This window comes from Sulfitobacter sp. F26169L (assembly GCF_026410285.1).
Taxonomy (GTDB): domain Bacteria; phylum Pseudomonadota; class Alphaproteobacteria; order Rhodobacterales; family Rhodobacteraceae; genus Sulfitobacter.
Genome location: NZ_JAPMLP010000001.1, coordinates 744,423 through 764,641, shown reverse-complemented (window position 1 = coordinate 764,641; position 20,219 = coordinate 744,423). Strand labels below are relative to the sequence as shown.

General features: G+C 56.0%; 15 protein-coding genes and 1 tRNA gene. 6 read left to right on the top strand and 10 right to left on the bottom strand.

The window, feature by feature from the left end:
- Positions 1–116: 116 nt before the first annotated feature.
- The 3 genes from OS189_RS03600 to recA form a co-directional block, all read right to left on the bottom strand.
- Positions 117–404, bottom strand: a complete 288-nt coding sequence (locus OS189_RS03600; RefSeq protein ID WP_267165894.1) for a DUF1330 domain-containing protein — start codon at positions 402–404, stop codon at positions 117–119.
- 5 nt (positions 405–409) lie between these two features.
- Positions 410–3,067 carry an alanine--tRNA ligase gene (gene alaS / locus OS189_RS03595; RefSeq protein WP_267165893.1) on the bottom strand — a complete coding sequence of 886 codons (2,658 nt, stop codon included), beginning with the start codon at positions 3,065–3,067 and terminating at the stop codon, positions 410–412.
- Between the two features lie 141 nt (positions 3,068–3,208).
- The gene (gene recA, locus OS189_RS03590; RefSeq protein ID WP_267165892.1) at positions 3,209–4,279 is read right to left on the bottom strand and encodes a recombinase RecA; all 1,071 of its coding nucleotides are present in this window, start codon (positions 4,277–4,279) and stop codon (positions 3,209–3,211) included.
- Between the two features lie 201 nt (positions 4,280–4,480).
- Here recA and OS189_RS03585 point away from each other — a divergent pair, with 201 nt between their 5' ends.
- Positions 4,481–5,080 (top strand): gamma-glutamyl kinase, encoded by a 600-nt coding sequence (locus OS189_RS03585; RefSeq protein ID WP_267165891.1) that lies wholly within the window; start codon positions 4,481–4,483, stop codon positions 5,078–5,080.
- Here OS189_RS03585 and OS189_RS03580 read toward each other — a convergent pair.
- From OS189_RS03580 to guaB, 3 genes are all read right to left on the bottom strand, one after another.
- Positions 5,077–7,389 (bottom strand): ATP-binding protein, encoded by a 2,313-nt coding sequence (locus OS189_RS03580; protein WP_416237444.1) that lies wholly within the window; start codon positions 7,387–7,389, stop codon positions 5,077–5,079. The genes OS189_RS03585 and OS189_RS03580 overlap by 4 nt on opposite strands.
- A 127-nt stretch (positions 7,390–7,516) precedes the next feature.
- Complete coding sequence (locus OS189_RS03575; RefSeq protein WP_267165890.1) at positions 7,517–8,680, bottom strand: RsmB/NOP family class I SAM-dependent RNA methyltransferase; 1,164 nt, start codon at positions 8,678–8,680, stop codon at positions 7,517–7,519.
- Between the two features lie 3 nt (positions 8,681–8,683).
- Positions 8,684–10,132 carry an IMP dehydrogenase gene (guaB, locus tag OS189_RS03570; RefSeq protein ID WP_267166070.1) on the bottom strand — a complete coding sequence of 483 codons (1,449 nt, stop codon included), beginning with the start codon at positions 10,130–10,132 and terminating at the stop codon, positions 8,684–8,686.
- Between the two features lie 140 nt (positions 10,133–10,272).
- On the opposite strand from guaB, the gene speB reads away from it, so the two are divergent.
- The 3 genes from speB to OS189_RS03555 all read left to right on the top strand — a co-directional run bounded on the left by speB (position 10,273) and on the right by OS189_RS03555 (position 13,558).
- On the top strand, positions 10,273–11,232 hold the full coding sequence (gene speB, locus OS189_RS03565; protein ID WP_267165889.1) for an agmatinase: 960 nt from the start codon (positions 10,273–10,275) through the stop codon (positions 11,230–11,232).
- 109 nt (positions 11,233–11,341) lie between these two features.
- A complete protein-coding gene (locus OS189_RS03560; RefSeq protein ID WP_267165888.1) occupies positions 11,342–13,384 on the top strand; it encodes an ASKHA domain-containing protein in 2,043 nt (680 codons plus the stop codon).
- A gap of 100 nt (positions 13,385–13,484) precedes the next feature.
- Positions 13,485–13,558, top strand: a tRNA-Gly gene (locus OS189_RS03555).
- A gap of 21 nt (positions 13,559–13,579) precedes the next feature.
- Here the strand turns inward: OS189_RS03555 and OS189_RS03550 are convergent.
- The gene (locus OS189_RS03550; RefSeq protein ID WP_267165887.1) at positions 13,580–13,912 is read right to left on the bottom strand and encodes an arsenate reductase family protein; all 333 of its coding nucleotides are present in this window, start codon (positions 13,910–13,912) and stop codon (positions 13,580–13,582) included.
- 607 nt (positions 13,913–14,519) lie between these two features.
- Between OS189_RS03550 and OS189_RS03545 the strand changes: the two genes are divergently transcribed.
- Both OS189_RS03545 and OS189_RS03540 read left to right on the top strand, forming a co-directional pair.
- Complete coding sequence (locus OS189_RS03545) at positions 14,520–14,993, top strand: acyl-CoA thioesterase (RefSeq protein WP_323380215.1); 474 nt, start codon at positions 14,520–14,522, stop codon at positions 14,991–14,993.
- Between the two features lie 66 nt (positions 14,994–15,059).
- Positions 15,060–16,316, top strand: a complete 1,257-nt coding sequence (locus OS189_RS03540; RefSeq protein ID WP_267165885.1) for a cation:proton antiporter — start codon at positions 15,060–15,062, stop codon at positions 16,314–16,316.
- 86 nt (positions 16,317–16,402) lie between these two features.
- On the opposite strand, the gene pgi is transcribed toward OS189_RS03540, so the two are convergent.
- From pgi to zwf, 3 genes are read right to left on the bottom strand one after another with little or no spacing between them, the layout of a single operon-like run.
- Positions 16,403–17,992: a glucose-6-phosphate isomerase gene (gene pgi, locus OS189_RS03535; protein ID WP_267165884.1), complete on the bottom strand. Its 1,590-nt coding sequence runs from the start codon at positions 17,990–17,992 to the stop codon at positions 16,403–16,405.
- Positions 17,989–18,681 (bottom strand): 6-phosphogluconolactonase, encoded by a 693-nt coding sequence (gene pgl / locus OS189_RS03530; RefSeq protein ID WP_267165883.1) that lies wholly within the window; start codon positions 18,679–18,681, stop codon positions 17,989–17,991. Before pgl ends, pgi begins: the two co-directional genes overlap by 4 nt.
- Positions 18,660–20,129: a glucose-6-phosphate dehydrogenase gene (gene zwf / locus OS189_RS03525; RefSeq protein ID WP_267165882.1), complete on the bottom strand. Its 1,470-nt coding sequence runs from the start codon at positions 20,127–20,129 to the stop codon at positions 18,660–18,662. The genes pgl and zwf overlap by 22 nt, the downstream gene beginning before the upstream one ends.
- Positions 20,130–20,219: the final 90 nt, after the last annotated feature.

Genomic DNA, 20,219 nt, shown 5'->3' with positions numbered 1-20,219 from the left:
CGCTCCTGACTGGAGCGCCTTTTTTGTTTTGAGGTGGAACGGGGCCTTGCCCCCTTGGCCGTTCGGCCAATTCCCCCAGGATATTTAGGGCCAAAAGAAGTTTGCGGCGGGTGGTTTTACTCGTCGGTTTCGACGATCAGCAGCTCACGCTCGGAAGCGTCTTTTGCATAGGCGAGCGCCGCCTGGTAGGCATCCGAGTGATAGCAGCGTTCCGCGGTTTCAACATCGGGGAACCGGGCCACTACATTTCTAGGGCGGGCTTTGCCTTCGAGTTGCACAAAACGTCCGCCACGGGCAATGAATTTTCCGCCGTGATCCGCGATGGCGACAGTCGCGCCTTTGGCATATTTCTTGTAGGCTTCCTCGTCCGAGACAGTTACGTGGGCGATCCAGAGTGCGGGCATTGGGATTATCCTTTCAGTACAATTTTTGCGGCTGTGATGGCGGCGTCTGCATTATCTGCGGATGCGCCGCCCCCTTGGGCCATATCGGGGCGGCCACCGCCCCCTTTTCCGCCCAACTCGACAACGGCGGCGCGCAGCAGATCGACGGCGGAGACAGTTGAAACCAGATCATCTGTGACACCGGCAGCCACTGCAGCTTTGCCCCCCGTATCCGCGATCAGCAAGACGGCGCCCGACCCCAGCCGGGCTTTATGCTCATCTACCAGTGCGGGCAGATCCTTGCCTGTTACGCCTTTGAGAACCTGAGCGTGAAAGGCAATTCCGTTGACGTCCTGTGCGGTGGGGGCCGTGTCGCTGCCTCCGGACATCGCCAGCTCGCGGCGCAATTGCGCCACTTCGTTTGCCAGCGCGCGGCGCTCATCCAGCAATGCGCGAACACGCTCGGGTACGGTCGCAGCGGGAGACTTTAGGTCTTTCGCCGCTTGGGCAAGCAACTGATCCTGAGCGCGAAGGTGGGCAATTGCTGCTTCTCCGGTGAGCGCTTCGATCCGGCGGACACCGGCGCTGCTGGCGCTATCCCCGAGCAGAACAAATGCCCCGATGTCGCCCGTACGGGCAACATGGGTTCCGCCACACAATTCGATTGAATAGGTGTTCTTGTCCGCCCCCCTTCCCGAGCCGGTCTGCTGACCCATTGAAACGACACGCACCTCATCACCGTATTTTTCGCCGAAAAGCGCCTGCGCCCCCAAAGAGCGCGCGTCATCAGGTGTCATGATACGGGTTTCGACGGGGCTGTTCTGCCGGATGTAGCTGTTTACCTCGGCTTCAACGCGCGACATATCGAGAGCGCTGATTGCCTCGTTATGGCTGAAATCAAACCGCAAGCGATCCTGGGCATTGAGTGAGCCGCGTTGGGCCACATGATCCCCAAGTGCGTGGCGCAGGGCTTCGTGCAGCAGGTGGGTTGCTGAGTGGTTTGCGCGAATGGCTGTGCGGCGCGCGTGATCCACTTCAAGAACGGCGGATTGTGCGTTGGAAACGCTGCCCTTTTCGATGGTCGCAAAGTGGACGAATACACCGGCAGCCTTGCGGGTATCGATGATACGCGCGCTGCCTGTTTCTGTGCGAATAATTCCGGTATCGCCCAACTGCCCGCCGCTTTCGGCATAGAATGGGGTCTGGTTCAGCGCGATCTGGACCTCGTCACCTTCATTGGCTTGGGTTACAGCTTTGCCTTCTTGCACCAGAGCAATGATTTTGCCCTCAGCGGTTTCGGTGTCATATCCCAAAAACTCGGTTACGCCAGATTTGTCGGCGACGTCAAACCAGATAGCAGCATCTGCCGCCTCGCCCGATCCTGACCATGCTGCGCGCGCTTTGGCTTTTTGTTCGGCCATGGCCGCGTCAAAGCCGACTGTATCCACGCCGCGGCCCTTCTCGCGCAGGGCGTCCTGTGTCAGATCGAGCGGAAAGCCGAAGGTGTCGTACAGTTTAAATGCGGCCGCGCCGGGTAGATCAGCATTGGCGGGAAGCGCAACAAGCTCGTCCTCCAGCAGTCTCAGGCCGCGATCAAGGGTCTGGCGAAAGCGGGTTTCTTCCTGAAGAAGGGTTTGCTCGATCATGGATTGCGCCTGTCCCAGTTCGGGATAAGCCTGCCCCATCTGTGTGACCAGTGCGGGCACAAGCCGGTGCATCAGCGGGTCCTTCGCCCCCAACAAATGCGCGTGACGCATGGCGCGCCGCATAATGCGGCGCAAGACATAGCCGCGACCATCGTTACTAGGCATCACGCCATCGGCCATCAGAAAAGACGTCGAGCGCAAGTGATCGGCAATGACACGGTGATGGGTTTTTCCCGGACCGTCTGGATCGCTGCTGGTGGCGCTTGCGGATGCTTCGATCAGGCTGCGCATCAGATCGGTGGCATAGTTGTCATTGGTGCCCTGCAAAAGCGCTGCAACGCGCTCGATCCCCATACCGGTATCAATGGATTTGTTCGGCAGGTCTTGCCGTGTACCGTCCTCGAACTGTTCGTATTGCATAAATACGAGGTTCCAGATTTCGACGAACCGGTCGCCATCTTCTTCGGGAGAGCCGGGGGGACCGCCCCAAATATGATCGCCATGGTCGTAGAAAATCTCTGTGCACGGGCCGCATGGGCCGGTCGGACCTGCCGACCAGAAATTATCATCCGTTGCGATGCGAATAATCCTGTCATCACTCAGACCCGCGTGTTTTTTCCAGATCTCAACGGCTTCGTCATCCGTATGATAGACTGTGACAAGCAGGCGGGAAGGATCGATGCCGAACACTTTGGTCAGCAAATCCCAGGCAAGCGGGATCGCATCTTCTTTGAAATAATCCCCGAAACTGAAGTTGCCGAGCATTTCGAAAAACGTATGATGGCGCGCGGTGTACCCAACATTATCAAGATCGTTGTGCTTGCCGCCTGCCCTTACGCATTTCTGCGCTGTAGTTGCACGGTTGTAATCGCGTGTCTCGACACCGGTGAACAGGTTTTTAAACTGGACCATCCCCGCCGCGGTAAACATGAGGGTCGGATCATTGCGGGGCACCAGCGGACTGGACGGCACAATCGCATGGCCGTTGCCTTCAAAATAATTCAGAAACGTTGACCGGATTTCGTTAAGCGTCTGCATGATGTCCGTCCTTTTGGGCACGCGAAATTACTTGTTCGGGATAACGCTGGCACAAGGTTCTGTCCACAGGGCGCACGTCAAAAAGGGCGTATGCCCTGCGACATACACCCTTTTCGGTTTCAGAAACCTGTTAGGGACACTTTAGCCGTCCAGAATGTCTGGATCATCCTTGTTTTCAGAGCCGTCAAAATCAAGACCGTGTGACGCCCTGATTTTATCCTCGATTTCGATAGCCATCGATTCATGCTCACGCAGATAGGTTTTTGCATTCTCGCGGCCCTGTCCAATCCGCTCGTCTCCGTAAGAGAACCAGCTGCCGGATTTATCCACGATCCCTGCCTTGACCCCCATATCCAACAGCTCGCCCATTTTCGAGATGCCTTCGCCGTACATGATATCAAATTCGACCTGTTTGAATGGCGCTGCGACCTTGTTCTTTACGATCTTGACGCGGGTCTGGTTGCCAACCACCTCGTCGCGATCTTTTAGGGAGCCGATGCGGCGGATGTCGAGGCGCACTGAGGAATAGAATTTCAATGCATTACCACCGGTTGTCGTTTCGGGTGAACCGAACATGACGCCAATTTTCATCCTGATCTGGTTAATGAAAATAACCATACAGTTTGATCTGGAGATGGAACCGGTCAGCTTGCGCATTGCCTTGCTCATCAGGCGGGCCTGTACACCGACAGAACTGTCGCCCATCTCGCCTTCGAGTTCGGATTTGGGAGTAAGGGCCGCAACCGAATCCACGATCACCATGTTGACCGCACCCGAGCGGACGAGCGTATCAGTAATTTCAAGCGCCTGTTCGCCTGTATCAGGCTGGGAGATAAGGAGTTCGTCGATATCTACGCCAAGTTTTTTGGCGTATTGCGGATCAAGCGCATGTTCGGCGTCTACGAATGCACATACCCCGCCTGCCTTTTGTTGTTCCGCAACACAATGAAGTGTCAACGTGGTTTTACCTGAAGATTCAGGGCCGTAAATTTCAATAATCCGGCCCATAGGTAAACCGCCGATGCCCAGAGCAATGTCCAGTCCCAGCGACCCCGTAGATGAGGACGTAATATCCTGAACCGCACCTTCGGCGCCCAGCTTCATGATAGAGCCTTTACCGAACTGCCGTTCAATTTGCGCCAGCGCACTATCGAGCGCTTTTTGCTTGTCTGCCGATTTCTTATCCATATTCAAAAGATCTGCCGTTGCCATTTGGGTTCTTCCCTTACTGTCACAGGGGGGCGGTGGCGGCAATCGCCCTGTCACCCCGTTTGTATGTTCTATTAATGTTCTTATGAGGACAAAGGTAGAACATTTCAATCGAATTTTTCTTATCCCATCTTTGCTGCGGATTGGTTAATAAGATGTTTATGCTAAGCAGTGTTTTACGGCTTTGCGATCTGGAGGATGTAAATGCTTGTTTTCTTTAAGGAACGCCTTGCGTTCCTGTCTGTGCCAAAGACCGGTACGACTGCCTATCAGACCGCTCTTGCACCGCGAGCAGACATGGTTATTGCCGATCCTCCACTTTTGAAGCATGCGCCGGTGTATCGATACAATCGTTTTATCCGGCCAATGTTTTTGAATGTCTGTGACGCGGAGATGGAGTTGATGGCCGTGATGCGCGATCCGGTAAGCTGGCTAAGCAGTTGGTATCGCTACCGTCAGAGGCCATTTATGAAGGATAAGCCCAATAATACCTTCGGAATCAGCTTTGATGAATTTGTTCTGGCCTACATGAAAGGCAAACGCCCCGGTTTTGCAGAGGTAGGCAGCCAGATGAAGTTCCTTGAACGCCAGCCGAACGGGACGGGAATCACCCATCTTTTTTCCTACGAAGACCAGCCGCGGCTGCAACGGTTCCTTGAGGACCGCCTTGATGTAAAGCTTGATCTTGCGCGGGAGAATGTGTCGCCTGCAATAGATGTTGCGTTGTCACAGGATATCGAAGAGCGGTTCCGCAGGAAGTTTGCCGACGAGTTCGCGCTCTATGATAGTATCCCCCGGGGTTAGTGAAGCTGTTTGTTCACAGTCTCTGTCAGATCGGTAAGCGAAAACGGTTTCGGTAGAAAAACCGAATTAGGGATTTTTTTCTGAGCCTCGCCAAGGCTGTCCTCGGCATAACCTGAAACAAAAACAACCCTGACCCCGGGCCTGTCTATCAAGGCTTTGCGCACCCAACTGGGACCGTCCATTCCCGGCATGACCACATCAGTGACGAACACATCAATTTTCAAAGCGGGATCAGACAACGTGTCAAGGGCGACTTCGGCATTTTCTGCCTCGAGCACCGTATATCCACGCAGGCGTAGGGCACGGCTTGCAAAAGCACGCACCGGCGCTTCATCTTCTACAAGCAAAATCACCCCGCCATTGGGAGTGCTTGTCATTTCTTCCACAACAGCGGCCGTCTTTGACACAGCGAGAGCGGCATTTTGCGCAAGTACGGGGAAATACAAAATAAAGCATGTGCCGACGCCCTCGGCGCTGTCGACGAAGATATAACCGCCCGTCTGCTTGATTATACCGTATGCGGTGGACAACCCCAGACCTGTGCCTTCACCTGTCCGTTTTGTTGTGAAAAATGGCTCGAACACTTTTTGCAACTTGTCGGTCGGAATACCTATACCATCATCGCTGACCCTAATTGTAACATAGTCACCCGCAGGCAGAGTGACCTGATCACGCTGCAGGGGGTCTGTCAGGGTTGTACACTCAGTGATAATCCGAATTTCCCCGCCTGAAGGCATCGCATCACGAGCGTTCACCACCAGATTCATCAAAACTTGCTCAAGCTGTCGCTTATCTGCGCGAATGGGTTGCAAAACCGGATCATGGCTGAGTGTCAGTGTGATTTTCTCACCAACCAAACGATTGAGAAGATGGGTTAAATCGGCAAGGGTATCGCGCATGTCCAGCGTTTCGGGTTGTAGCGTTTGCTTGCGGGAAAATGCAAGCAGCTGACCCACAAGCGCGGCGGCACGGTTGGCATTCTGGTTAATCTGGACCAGATCACTATAGTCGATATCACTTTGATCGTGGCGCAACAAAAGAAGATCGCAATGGCCGGAGATGGCTGTGAGCAGATTGTTGAAATCATGTGCGACACCGCCTGCCAACTGTCCGATCGCCTGCATCTTCTGACTTTGGACAAATTGGGCCTCCAGCGATTTTAACTCTGTTGCATCGTGCAACACAGCAATCAGCGCAGGCTTTTCATCCTCTTCAACACGGTTGAGAGTCACTTGTACAAATGCCTCACGGTCGCCCCGCGTCAGGCGCAGGAACTCGGACTTCTGAATCAACCTGCCCGCCAGCGTGTCTTCCAGCCAGTCGGTTATCGAACGGCCCAACCCCTCCATCAGTGCGGAGAGATGCGCGCCCTCAACCAGCACCACGCCGATCAGCTTTGATGCCCGTTTATTAAACGCCTGTACCGTGCCGTCGGGTGCAATTTTGATCATCGGGATCGGCATGTCCTGAAAAACCTGCCAATCCGGATTTTGAACGACATCGCCTTTCGCGGGCGGTGGCAGAAAATACAGCGCGCGCCGCCCTGCGCCTGCATCGGTTTGGGCAATTAAAGCCGGCTGGTTGCCTGTGGTTGTTGACACCTGCATCACAGTACCAGGGACGACAACCTGTTCGACAAAAACACTATCAAGGGATTTGCCGCGCACACCGATAAATTTTCTGGCAGCGTGGTTCATCGATAAAATTGCACCGCTACGCCCGACCATGATCATAGGTAAAATCCGGCTATCACTGGGCAGATTTCCAGCGGACTGAACATTTTGCGGTTCGATCCGCCAAATAAATCGGTCCTGAGCAACGCGATGCACTGCTAAGAGCAGTTGACCGCTGTTTGTAAAAATCTCTTCGCGCGCGGCACCGTTAACCATTGCGCGCGATTGAAGGCGGAACAGAATAGCCGATGGATTTACCATCCGGTCGGCCAGAATTGCGGCGATGGTTTCGCTCTCCGATTTACCGAATACCGTGGCAGCCGCTGGGTTTGCGCACAGTATCTCGCCATCTGAGTGAGTAACGAAACTGGGCGCGCTATCGTTGGAGATAAATTGCAGTAGGGATTTTTGCGCGCGTATACCGGCGATCTGATAACCTGTGCGCATCAACCATAACACCATCACTACACATGCAAGGCTGACTCCGGCAATACCGGCAATCCGCTGTGCTTGCGCAAGCGGTGCAAACCATGCTGCCATACCCAGAACCACAGCAAGCCCTGACAGAATGACAAGGCGTTGCGCAGACACTGAGATCAATCGTTCAGCGAGTGTGAAATTCGTAATCTGCTGCATATTTACCCTTCCAGCGCCGAGCGGAGCATGAATCCGAATCGTGCCATCACTTTTGCCTTGAAGGGTTAATCTGTGATTAACCGACGCGGAGAAGATTGCGCTTCCCGTATCGGGTGAAGTGTCGCGATTATCGCGCTTGCGTCAAGTGTGCGGTGTAAAATCCGTCACCCAGATCACTGACAGGAAGTGTCTTTTGCCATTCACAACGCCAGTCGGGATTTCGGTCGAGAAACGCCTCTACACGCGCTTCGTTTTCCTCTTGCAGGATAGAGCATGTCGCGTAGGCCAGCGTGCCGCCTTTGGCCACCAACAGACGCGCGGCGTCAAGGATTTCATCCTGAATTGCCAAGGTTTTTGCCAGTTGATCGGAGGTAAGCCGCCATTTGGCCTCGGGGGCGCGGCGCCACGATCCGCTGCCTGAACAGGGCGCATCCACAAGCACGACATCATATGGCCCCTGTGAGGCCAGATCACCGGTGCCAAGCTGCGTAATTTCGGCTCCGGCGCGGGCCTCGCGCAATGGCAGATCACGCATGCGGGCCGGATCAATATCATGAGCAAAAATACGCCCGCCGCCCCGCGCGGCGAGGGCCAGCGCCTTGCCGCCGCCTCCGGCGCAGTAATCCAGCACGCGCGCGGCTGGTGGCAAGGCATCAACAACAGCCTGACTGCTGGCGTCCTGAAGCTCGACAAAACCTTCCTGATAGGCGGGGGAATTGCGAATTCTCCGCGCGCCTTCAACCACGGTCAGAGCGGTCGGGCTGAGCTGGTTTTCCACCGCGATTACGCCCGCCTCTTTCAACATGAATATTGCGTCTGAAGTATTTGTTTTAGATGTATTTACTCGAAGACTGACCGGTGCCCTGCCTTGCAGTAATTCGGCGGTTTTCCTGGCATCCTCGCCCAAGCCGTGCTTGAAACGACCAACCAGCCAGTCCGGCAGGTTCCATGCATCCGCGTCTGGCATGTCACCTGCCGGTGCTTCGATCTCGTAATCGGCAAGGGGGGACGGCGCGTGGCCTTCGCCAGTGAAAAGTGACGCAGGATCAACACCTTGCCCGCGCAACAGGCCGATCATCAAACCGCGCCCGGTTGCCGCCCGCCCCAGCCATGCTGCGCTGCGCTGCACCCGCATGACATCGAAAACGTAATCACGAATGGCGGCGCGGTCTTTTGATCCGGCAAAGCGGTTGTTACGGCCCCAACGGGTCATCACCTGCTCGGCGGGCTGGCCATCGCCAATCATGTCCAGTATTTCGATGGCGGCGGCGACCCGTGCGGCAGGTGTCATGGCTTAACCAATTCTGTAGTTGGGAGATTCACGAGTGATCTGCACGTCATGCACATGGCTTTCGGACAGACCCGCGCCGGTGATTTTCACAAACGAGCAGTTCTTGCGCATTTCATCGACGGTTGCACAGCCGGTATAGCCCATGGCAGCGCGCAGACCTCCGACCATCTGGTGCAATACGGCAGCGGCAGTTCCTTTGTAGGCGACCTGCCCTTCGATGCCTTCCGGCACCAGTTTGTCGCTGGCGGCGTCTTTCTGGAAATAACGGTCGGCAGAGCCGCTGGCCATTGCGCCAAGGCTGCCCATGCCGCGATAGCTTTTGAAGCTACGGCCCTGATACAAAATGACTTCTCCGGGGGATTCATCGGTGCCGGCGATCATCGAACCGACCATGGCGCAAGACGCACCCGCCGCAATTGCCTTGGCAAAATCTCCAGACAGGCGGATGCCGCCATCTGCGATCACCGGCGTTTCACCGGCGGCTTTGGCGCAATCCATAATCGCGGTCAACTGCGGCACACCGACACCTGCAACCATCCGCGTTGTGCAGATTGATCCCGGGCCGATCCCGACCTTTACCGCATCAGCCCCCGCACCGATCAGCGCGCGCACGGCTTCACCTGTTGCGACGTTTCCGGCGACAACCTGAACTTCGTTGCTGAGTTTCTTGGCGCGCTCCACCGCCATAGCCACACCTTCGGAGTGCCCATGCGCGGTATCGATCACGATCATATCGGCCCCCGCATCCACCAACGCTTGCGAGCGCTCAAATCCGGCATCACCCGTTGTCGTTGCGGCGGCGACGCGCAGGCGGCCCAGATCGTCCTTGCAGGCGGTGGGGTTCAGTACCGCCTGTTCTGTATCTTTCAAGGTCAGAAGGCCCGTCAGCTTGCCATTCCCATCGGTAACCAGCAGCTTTTCAATCCGGCGCGCCTTCATCAAGCTGATCGCTTCCTCGCGGTCTGCCGGCTCGTGCAGAATGGCAAGGTTATCCGTGCTCATCATCAGGTGAACAGGTGTGTCGTCACGATGCGCAAAGCGCATGTCGCGGTTGGTCACAATGCCGACAACACGGCCCGCTTCATCAACCACGGGAAAGCCGGTGACATTATAGCGTTGTTGCAGCGCCTTGGCATCTGCCAGAGTTTGATCGGCGCGCAGGGTAATCGGATTGTAAACAATGCCGCTTTCAAAGCGCTTTACGCGGCGCACCTCTTCGGCCTGTTCGTCGATTGTCAGATTGCGGTGGATAACGCCTATCCCGCCAGCCTGCGCCATGGCAATGGCCATGCGGCCTTCGGTCACTGTATCCATGGCTGAACTTAACAGTGGAATGTTAAGAGCGATCGATCTGGTCACGCGGGTGCGGGTATCTGCAGTGGATGGCAACACCGACGATGCAGCCGGAACCAGCAACACATCATCAAACGTCAGGGCCTCACGAATCTCCATAACAACCTCCATGGGGAATGGCATCATTTGGCGGTTTCCTATTTCACGGATATCACAGTTTGAAAAGGGTTGATGGCGCGATCCCTTGCAATCCCCGCGCCCTTGCCCAAAGCTGTGCACTAAAATGACGGGAGTGCACGATGACAACACACGGCTATGACGGTGGCAGGCTGGACCTGCCCTTTGTCGGGATTTCAACATTCGGCAAACGCCCCTACGAGCCGGACTGGGCCAAGCTTGACGCTGACGTGGCAATCCTTGGCGCGCCATTCGATGCGGGTACGCAGTTTCGCGCCGGTGCGCGGTTCGGGCCGCGCGGTGTGCGCGAGGCATCGACCCTGTTCAGCTTTGGCCACGGCGGCGCCTATGACCACGAGGACGATGCCACCTATTTGCCTGGTGATGTGAACATCGTGGACATGGGCGATGCTGATATTGTGCACACGGACACAGAAGCAAGCCACGCCAACATCGAAACAGGTGTGCGCGCCGCACTTGAGGCCGCGGCCCTGCCCGTTGTCATCGGCGGTGATCATTCCATCAATATCCCGTGTATCCGCGCCTTTGACGGGCAAGGTGACATTCATATCCTGCAAATCGACGCACATCTGGATTTTGTTGATGAACGCCACGGCGTGCGTCATGGCCACGGCAACCCGATGCGCCGCGCGATCGAGCATGACTATGTGACCGGCCTGACGCAGGTGGGTATCCGCAACGTCAGTTCTACCGCCAGGGAAGGCTACGATGATGCCCGCGCCATGGGGTCCGATATCATCAGCGTTCGTCAGGCGCGCAAAATGGGCACAGGTGGCGTGCTGGCGCATATTCCTGCGGATGCGCGGGTATATGTGACGCTGGATATCGATGCCTTCTGCCCCTCTATTGCGCCGGGCACCGGCACGCCGTCCCATGGTGGTTTTCTCTACTACGAAGTGTTGGAGCTGCTGCAAGCGGTTGCCGAGCGCCACGAAGTCGTCGGGATGGATTTGGTCGAAGTCGCCCCTGATTACGATCCCACAGGCTCCACACAGATACTTGCAGCACAGATTTTGCTGAATTTTCTGGGATTTATCTTTCACGCGCGGCGCAGTACCTAACGCCTAACCACTCGAATGACGCCATTGCACCAATTTGTGACGCCAGCAGGCCGACCCTGCCTGCGCGCAAGGCTATTGTGTGTAGAAAGCCACATCAGGACCACATGACATGAGCGATGATCCACTTGTAATTTTCACTCCCTCCGGCAAGCGGGGGCGTTTCCCTGTCGGCACGCCAGTTCTTACGGCGGCGCGTCAACTGGGCGTTGATCTTGATTCCGTCTGCGGCGGGCGGGGCATCTGCTCCAAATGCCAGATCACACCGGGGTACGGTGAATTTGCCAAACACGGCGTAAATGTCGAAGCGGATGCGCTGTCGGAATGGAACAAGGTCGAGGCGCGCTATGATGAAAAGCGCGGGCTGAAAAAAGGCCGCCGTCTGGGGTGTCAGGCGACTGTGCAAAAGGATGTGATCATCGACGTGCCTGCCGAAAGCCAGGTACACAAACAGGTGGTACGTAAACGTGCCGAGGTTCGCGACATCACGCTCAACCCCTCAACCAAACTGTATTATGTCGAGGTCGCCGAGCCTGACATGCACGACCCTTCCGGCGATCTGGAGCGCCTGCGAAAGGCTTTGCTGGAGCAATGGGAGATTACCGAAGTCACCGCCGATTTGCACATTCTGCAAGTCATGCAACCGGTGCTGCGCAAAGGTAACTGGAAGGTTACGGTGGCAATTCACCTCGGGGATGATGAAAACAAGCCGCGTATCATGCACGTCTGGCCCGGCTTCTACGATGGTACGATCTACGGCGTTGCAGTTGATCTGGGTTCAACCACCATCGCGGCGCATCTGTGTGATTTGCAAACCGGTGAAGTTGTCGCGTCATCTGGTGTGATGAATCCGCAAATCCGTTTTGGCGAAGATCTGATGAGCCGCGTAAGCTACTCCATGATGAATGCCAATGGTGCCGCCGAAATGACCACCGCAGTACGGGAGGGGATGTGCGGGCTGTTCACCCAGATCGCGACAGAGGCGAATATTGACAAGAACCTGATCGTTGATGCGGTGTTTGTGTGCAATCCGGTGATGCACCATCTTTTGTTGGGGATTGATCCGTTTGAGTTGGGGCAAGCGCCGTTTGCGCTGGCCACTTCTAACGCCATGCGCCTGCGCGCCGATGATCTGGATTTGAATATCCACCAATCTGCCCGTGTTTATTTGTTGCCCTGCATCGCAGGCCATGTAGGCGCAGATGCGGCCGCTGTGGCGTTGTCGGAAAGCCCGCAAACGTCGGATGATCTGGTTCTCGTGGTTGATGTCGGCACAAACGCCGAAATCCTGCTGGGCAACAAGGAAAAAGTTCTGGCCTGCTCGTCGCCAACCGGTCCTGCATTTGAGGGCGCGCAGATCAGCTCGGGTCAGCGAGCGGCCCCCGGCGCGATCGAGCGGGTGGAAATTGATGCGGTTACGAAACTGCCGCGTTTCAAGGTGATTGGCTGTGATTTGTGGTCAACCGAAGAAGGTTTTGATGCAGCCATTGCGCAGACTGGCGTAACCGGCATCTGCGGGTCGGGCATCATTGAAATGGTCGCTGAAATGCGGATGCACGGTATACTGGATGCTCCCGGTCTGATCGGCACGTCCGAGCAGACGGGTTCGGCGGCGGTTTTCGCAGACGGGCGCACAAACAGCTATCTTGTGTATGACGGCACCGATAACGGCGGCCCAAAAATTACCGTGACCAACCGTGACATTCGCGAAATCCAGATGGCCAAAGCGGCGCTATATTCGGGCGCGCGTCTGCTGATGGATAAATTCGGCGTCGACAAGGTAGACCGTGTGGTGCTGGCCGGTGCCTTTGGTGCACATATTTCGACCAAACACGCGATGGTGCTGGGCATGATACCCGATGCGCCGCTGGACAAGGTAACCTCGGCAGGCAACGCGGCGGGAACCGGTGCGCGTATCGCCCTGCTGAACCGTGAGGCGCGTTCGGAAATCGAAGAAACGGTGCGGCAAATCCACAAGATCGAAACCGCCATCGAGCCGCGCTTTCAGGAGCATTTCGTCAATGCGTCGGCCATTCCCAACGCGGTAGAGCCGTTTCCCATCCTTAATTCAATCGTCACCCTGCCGACGGCAACCTTTAACACCGGCGGCGGTGATGGCGGTGGCAGTGGCGGTCGGCGCAGAAGACGGGGGTAACCGGGCAGGCCCGGCTTTAATCGCGGCGGGTCAAACGACGATCCGCCGCAAATCTACTTGACGCTTTTGCCTGCGGGCCTTAGGCCACTCTCACTGGTGCGCGGGTATGGTGAAAAGGTATCACGGCAGCTTCCCAAGCTTTAGTTACGAGTTCGATTCTCGTTACCCGCTCCAGAATTATGGCATCTCCCTTCCTTAACCGCTTTTAAGCAATGCGGATTGAACCTTGTCGTCCCACCCCAGATAATACGATCCGTCATGTTTTATGACCGGCCGCGCCATCACTTTCGGTTTCGCAGAAATCTGCGCTTCGGCTTCAGAATTTTTCAGCCAGCTGTTCAGGGCGCGATAGTCGTTAGTGCTGCGGTCGACTAGCCGGTCGCCGAATTCGGCGATCAGCTCTTCCAGTTCATCCTCGGTCAAAGGGGTTTCGCGAACATCCCGAAATATCACATCCTTGTGCGCAGCTGAAAGCGCCTTGCGCGCCTTTTGGCAAACCGCGCAGGTATTCAAGCCATAAATTATCATGTTGCGACCCCATATCGTGGCAATGTGCGAGCTTCGGCGAAATCGGCTGTGGGCGCAACCGTTAGGCTTCCCCCTACCGGTAAATCCGGCAATTATAGATCACTCCAATGCCTTGGCTATTCAGCGACCCGTCGCTTTGCTGCAAGACTGCGGATTGTCGAGCAGGAGGTTAGCCGAAATTCCACGTCATCGCAGTGAACGCGGAAAAATAATTGAATTGGGCGAAAAAACCTGTCAGCGGCTCTGCGCGCGACCCGCCCTTATGGCGATTGTAATCAAGTCGCCGGGCCACGTTGCATCAAGGTCCGTGATTCAAAACGTATAGGCCGATATGCCATCATGGTCAGGATCCATCCGCCTCCGTGTGCCGGACCAAATCCGACATCACTTGGCGAGAGTCATGTAAATATATGCGTTGTCAGGGTGCTGCCCTGCTGGCGTTGCCCAACCGTCAATCACGCCGGAATATAGAGGGAGTATCATTTAATGCGGCCTCTTGCTCTGGTTGGACGCTCCGTGCCAAGTCAGTCAAATATATTGATCTAAGTAGCAGCTGTTGCGCTGTTGTTGTCTGTAAAATCAAAGGTTAATACTCACGAGTATGAATATGCCCTTTCTGACCCCGTTAAGCCCCGAGCAGCAGCGCGTCTGTGGTCTACAGACGCCTCAACCTGTCGCCATTGCGGATCGGGTCCGCTTTTCCGAACTTGATGTGTTAAAACATGTCAATAATGTCGCCTATCTCGAATGGTTCGAAAGGGCGCGGGTGGAATACTTCCGCCAGCGCGGGCTTTGGCAAAGCGATGCCGCACCGGATGCCCCGCGCACTGTCGTGCGGTCCGGTGAAGTCCACTACATCAGGGAAGTTCTTCCGGATGAAGCCTATGTTGCCACATGCGGCTGCAAGGCGTTTCGCAATACCTCCTACAGTTTGCATCAGGAAATTTGGGCCGCCGGTACACTGCGCGCCACATTCGATTGTGTCATGGTTATGCTGGAGCCTGACGGAAACAGCCGCCGCCCGATCCCCCAGAATTTCAGGAAAAGTTTTGTAGAACTGGATGGGGCAACGCCACCATAAGGTAAATTGTTGCGCACAGGCCCACGCCATGCAACCTAGGACGAACTCCCAAAAGGAATGCATGTAGTGAATTTTCTCCAGATCACCTCCCTGCTGATTGTGCTTGCCGGCGTGTTTGGTGCCATCAACCACCTCTATCTGCGCCTGCCCTCCGCAATCGGCGTGCTGGTGGTGTCACTTGTGGCATCCTTTGTTCTTTTGGGTGTTGATCTGCTGGTTCCGGCGTTGGAAATTGCGGATACCGTGCGCAACATCGTCACCGGTATCGATTTTTCCGAAGCTTTGCTGGAAGGCATGTTGGGGCTTTTGCTGTTTGCCGGTGCCTTGCATGTGAAACTGGGGGATTTGCGCGCCGAGTGGCGTCCGGTGTTTTTGATGGCCACATTGGGCATTGCGCTGTCCACGATGATTGTAGGGGTCGGTTTTTCGTGGCTGACAGGAATGCCGTTGCTGGTAGCGATGGTGTTCGGAGCGCTGATCTCTCCGACCGATCCGGTTGCTGTATTGGGCGTGTTGCGCGAGGCGGATCTGCCCCAGGCGCTGGAGACGAAGATTGCAGGTGAAAGCCTGTTTAACGATGGCGTCGGATACGTTGTTTTTCTGGTGCTTGTCGGTCTGGCTTTTCCCCAGAGTGACGGCCATGGCCCTGCCGGTGATCCGCTGACCGGTGCCGCGATATTATTCGTTCAGGAAGCTGTTGGCGGTGCCGTTCTTGGCATTGTTCTGGGCTGGCTGACGTTTCGGGTGATGCGCCGGATTGACGACTATCCGCTTGAAGTGTTGCTCACACTCGGGCTGGCTTTTGGCGGATACGAACTGGCGGTCTGGCTGCATGTGTCCGCGCCGATCATGGCGGTTTGTGCAGGTTTGCTGATCGGGGATGTGGGCACATCCCAGGGGATGTCCGAGCAGACACGCAGCTATGTTGCGGGTTTTTGGGAGTTGATCGACGAAATATTAAATGCTGTCCTGTTTTTGCTGATCGGGTTTGAAGTCTTTGCGATTGCATTTGACGATGATGTTTTGCTGACTGCAACGGCAGCGATTGCGCTGGCCCTGCTGGCGCGGTTTGTGGCGGTGGCGGTGCCGATCACCTTGTTGCGCCCGTTCCGGCGTTTCAACGCGGGTGTGGTGCCGATTATGACTTGGGGCGGATTGAAGGGTGGAATCTCGGTGGCGCTTGCGCTGTCCCTGCCTGAAAGCGAGTGGAAACCGCTGATCCTGACCTGCACCTATGTTGTCGTTATCTTTTCAATTATTGTGCAGGGATTGACGGTGGCACGGCTGGCAAATCGGGTCGGGCGGGCGCCGGACATGATGTGACACGTGTTTGGCGGTGTTCAGGGGGCCAGCCCCCATCGGGGCGTTGCCCCGATTCCCCCGGGATATTTAGAGCCAAAAGAAATTATTCAGTTTCTGTGGCGGTGAATAAAATCGATCAATGATCTGGTAGACGGGTCTTGCGTTTTTGCGGATTGTGCCCCTTCGACGACCGGTTGCAGGGAGGTGGCAAGCTCTTTGCCGAGCTCCACACCCCATTGATCGAAAGAATTGATGTGCAGGATTATTCCTTCGATGAACACACGGTGTTCATAGAGCGCGATGATCTGGCCCAGTGTAAAAGGATCAAGCAGAGGGTAGAGCAGCGTCGTTGACGGGCGGTTGCCGCTGAAAACCCTGTGGCGCGCCTGTTTTTCGAGCTCGCCGCCTGTGAAGCCTTTGCCTGAGGCTATCTGGCGTGCTTCTTCCAACGCGCGCCCTTGCATGAGTGCTTGGGACTGGGCGAGGCAATTTGCGATCAAAAGGGTGTGGTGATGTTCCAGTTCCGGTTCATGCCCTTGGGCAGCGATCATAAATTCACACGGGATCACACGGGTCCCCTGGTGTATGAGTTGATAAAACGCGTGCTGGCCGTTTGTACCCGCCGCCCCCCATACAACAGGGCCGGTATTGCGCGGGCTGGGTGTGCCATCGCGCAGAACGCCTTTGCCATTTGACTCCATTTCCAGTTGTTGAAGGTAGCCGGGCAGATGTTCCAGCCGTTCATCATAGGGAAGCACGGCGCGGGTTGCGTATCCGCAAATCTGGTTGTGCCAAATCCCGACCAAAGCGAGCAGGACAGGCATATTCTCATGCAGTTCTGCGGCCCGGAAATGCATGTCCATCGCCTGCCCGCCGCGCAGGAACGCATCAAACGCTTTTGGCCCAATGGCAATCATCAGCGACAGCCCGATGGGCCCCCAAACCGAATAGCGGCCGCCAACCCAATCGGCGAAACCGAAGACGCGCGCGGGATCAATTCCGAAATCTGCAGTCTTGTCCTCTGCACTGCTAAGAGCGGCAAACTGGGTTTCGGGGGTGCCACCGTGATCAATCATCCATGCCCTTGCGGTGCGCGCGTTTGTCATGGTTTCTATAGTTGTGAAGGTTTTGGAAGCCACGATCACCAGGGTAGTCTTTGCATCCAGTCCGCGCAGGGTGTCGGCAATATCTGCACCATCTACGTTCGAGACAAAGTGACAACGGGGGCCATCGTGATAGGGTGTTAGAGCCCTCACGGTCATTGCCGGACCCAGATCGGAACCGCCGATGCCGATGTTGACCACATCTGTAAAGGAACCGTTGCGGACCTGATCGGCGAAACTGCGCATTCTGGCGAGCGTATCGAGAACGGAAGGCATCACGTCGCGTCCATTCGCCATCATCGCGCTCCCATCAAGATTGCGAAGGGCGGTGTGTAGTACGGCGCGATTTTCGGTCCCGTTTATCCGCGCGCCAGAAAACATCGCCTCGCGCATTTTTTCCACATCGGCACCACGGGCAAGTTCCAGTAGGGCATTGCGGGTCGCGGTATCGATATTGGTTTTGGAATAGTCGAAATAGAGATCTCCTGCCTGCGCGCTGAAGTTCCGCGCGCGTTCTGGATCGTCAAAAAGAGAAACTATCGGACGGTCCGCCACTGCACTGTGCTGCGCGGCGAGGGTATTCCAATGTGTCATGTCGCGCTCCAGTGGATCGTCGCCCGGGGCAGTACGATCTGCACGGGAGCCTGTGCTGCTGGCAGGGTTAGCGCGTGCGCTAACGCCTTGCGTTTGTTTTCTCCGGTGACCAGCAAACGAATTGTGCGCGCGCTTCGCAGCGACGGGGCGGTTAAAGTGAAACGTGCTGTATCCTGCCCCGCTATGGTCACTGGTAGAAACATCTGTGCATCTGATTTCAATGCAGCCGCCAGCGCTAATGTATCGGGAAACAAGGATGCAGTGTGCATGTCTGCACCCATGCCGAGCAATAACACATCGAAAGGAGTGCAACCTGTTAATTCACCTGACAAAGATCGTGCAGCCGTTTCGATATCATCATCAGGGCGGAAATAGGGTGTGAACCGTGCTGCAGCTGCTTTGTTTACCAACAAGCGTTTGCGGATCAGGGCGGCATTTGATTGCGCGTTATCTTCGGGCACCCAGCGTTCATCACTGAGCAGGATGTGGACGCGGGTCCAGTCGATTTCAGCGGTGCTCAGGATGTCAAATACCGGTCCCGGCGTGCTGCCCCCCGGCACTACCAGCGTCACTGACTGTTTACGCTCAAGCGCGGTAGCAAGATCTGCTGTCAGCACCTCTGCTACCTGGGTCATCAATGTGTCGCGATCGGGGTATTCAACTATATTCATTGTGTTATCTTCTGCCATTTACGGCCCTCCCTGCGCATCAGATCGGTTGCGTCTGTTGGCCCCGTGCTACCATGGTCATACGGTTTCGGCACGTCGTTACGTGCTTCCCAACCCTCAATAATCGGATCAGTCCACGCCCATGCCGCTTCCACTTCGTCGCCGCGCATGAATAGGGTCTGGTTGCCCCGTATGACATCCATAATCAGCCTTTCGTAAGCATCCACATGATCTACGTCGTCATCACCAAGCGTTTCAGCAAAGCTCATGTCAAGGGGTACGTCAATCAGGCGCATTCCCCCCGGTCCCGGCTCCTTGATGGTCACGCCCAATGTGATACCCTCGTTGGGTTGCAACAGGATTGAAAGAACATTGCGGTGCCGGCCTGCATCTTCGCCAAAAATGTTGTGCGGGGTATCTTTGAACACCACGGTAATTTCGGAAGACCGCGCGGCAAGACGTTTGCCAGTGCGTAAATAGAATGGCGTGCCTGCCCACCGCCAGTTGCTGATCTCGGTGCGCAGGGCGATGAATGACTCAGTGCGTGATTTGGGGTTGTCTACAGCGGTGCGATAGCCGGGGCGCTCAACCTCGTTTTCGGGGTCTGCCTGATACTGGCCGCGCACGATATGATAGGGCGCGACCGGATCAAGCGCCCGTATCACTTTCAGCTTTTCATCACGTACGGCATCGGGGGCAAACCGTGCGGGCGGCTCCATCGCGATCAGGCACAACAGCTGCATCAGATGGTTCTGCACCATATCGCGCATCGCGCCCGCCTTGTCATAGTATTCACCCCGCCCCCCGACACCCACTGTCTCGGCGACGGTAATCTGGATATGGTCCACGTACTGGCTGTTCCACAGAGGCTCGAACAACATATTGCCAAAGCGTACAGCCATCAGGTTTTGTACGGTTTCCTTACCGAGATAATGATCAATCCGGTAAATCTGGTCTTCGTTGAAATAGGTGGCGAGTGTTTTGTTCAGTGCGCGCGCGGTTTGCAGATCACGGCCAAAGGGCTTTTCGACTACGATGCGCGCGCGGCTGTCCGCCATGCCCCATTTTTGCAGCCGCTCCGCGATGTCTCCGAACAACACAGGCGAAACAGAGAAATAATACGCTTCGATGCGGTCGGTTCCCAGCATCATGGTCTGTAATTCTTCCCATCCGTCATCGCCGCGCGCGTCGATCACCAGATATTCGAGCCGTGCCAGAAACGCATCCAGATGCGCATCGTCACACGCCTGCTCACCGCCAAATTCCCCGATCGCCTCGCGCACCATCTGGCGGTAGCTGTCCGAGTCCAGATTGCTGCGGGCAGCGCCGATCACACGGGCATTGGGCGGCATCTGCCCTGCGCAAAACCGGCGGAAAAGCCCCGGTAAAATCTTGCGGCGCGCCAGATCACCTGTGCCGCCAAAGATTACAAGATCGAAATCGTCAACGGGAATGACACGTGAAGCCATGGAATTCTGCCTTTGATTTAATTTTTACGCGCAACGAACACGTCCTATACCGACGGGTTGTAGCGCGGTGGCATTGCGATGCCACAGCAT

Bases quoted from the DNA above. Each gene is read 5' to 3' on its own strand.
- OS189_RS03600 (WP_267165894.1), bottom strand. From the start codon at position 404: ATGCCCGCACTCTGGATCGCCCACGTAACTGTCTCGGACGAGGAAGCC.
- alaS (WP_267165893.1), bottom strand. From the start codon at position 3,067: ATGCAGACGCTTAACGAAATCCGGTCAACGTTTCTGAATTATTTTGAA.
- recA (WP_267165892.1), bottom strand. From the start codon at position 4,279: ATGGCAACGGCAGATCTTTTGAATATGGATAAGAAATCGGCAGACAAG.
- OS189_RS03585 (WP_267165891.1), top strand. From the start codon at position 4,481: ATGCTTGTTTTCTTTAAGGAACGCCTTGCGTTCCTGTCTGTGCCAAAG.
- OS189_RS03580 (WP_416237444.1), bottom strand. From the start codon at position 7,389: ATGCAGCAGATTACGAATTTCACACTCGCTGAACGATTGATCTCAGTG.
- OS189_RS03575 (WP_267165890.1), bottom strand. From the start codon at position 8,680: ATGACACCTGCCGCACGGGTCGCCGCCGCCATCGAAATACTGGACATG.
- guaB (WP_267166070.1), bottom strand. From the start codon at position 10,132: ATGGAGATTCGTGAGGCCCTGACGTTTGATGATGTGTTGCTGGTTCCG.
- speB (WP_267165889.1), top strand. From the start codon at position 10,273: ATGACAACACACGGCTATGACGGTGGCAGGCTGGACCTGCCCTTTGTC.
- OS189_RS03560 (WP_267165888.1), top strand. From the start codon at position 11,342: ATGAGCGATGATCCACTTGTAATTTTCACTCCCTCCGGCAAGCGGGGG.
- OS189_RS03550 (WP_267165887.1), bottom strand. From the start codon at position 13,912: ATGATAATTTATGGCTTGAATACCTGCGCGGTTTGCCAAAAGGCGCGC.
- OS189_RS03545 (WP_323380215.1), top strand. From the start codon at position 14,520: ATGCCCTTTCTGACCCCGTTAAGCCCCGAGCAGCAGCGCGTCTGTGGT.
- pgi (WP_267165884.1), bottom strand. From the start codon at position 17,992: ATGACACATTGGAATACCCTCGCCGCGCAGCACAGTGCAGTGGCGGAC.
- pgl (WP_267165883.1), bottom strand. From the start codon at position 18,681: ATGGCAGAAGATAACACAATGAATATAGTTGAATACCCCGATCGCGAC.
- zwf (WP_267165882.1), bottom strand. From the start codon at position 20,129: ATGGCTTCACGTGTCATTCCCGTTGACGATTTCGATCTTGTAATCTTT.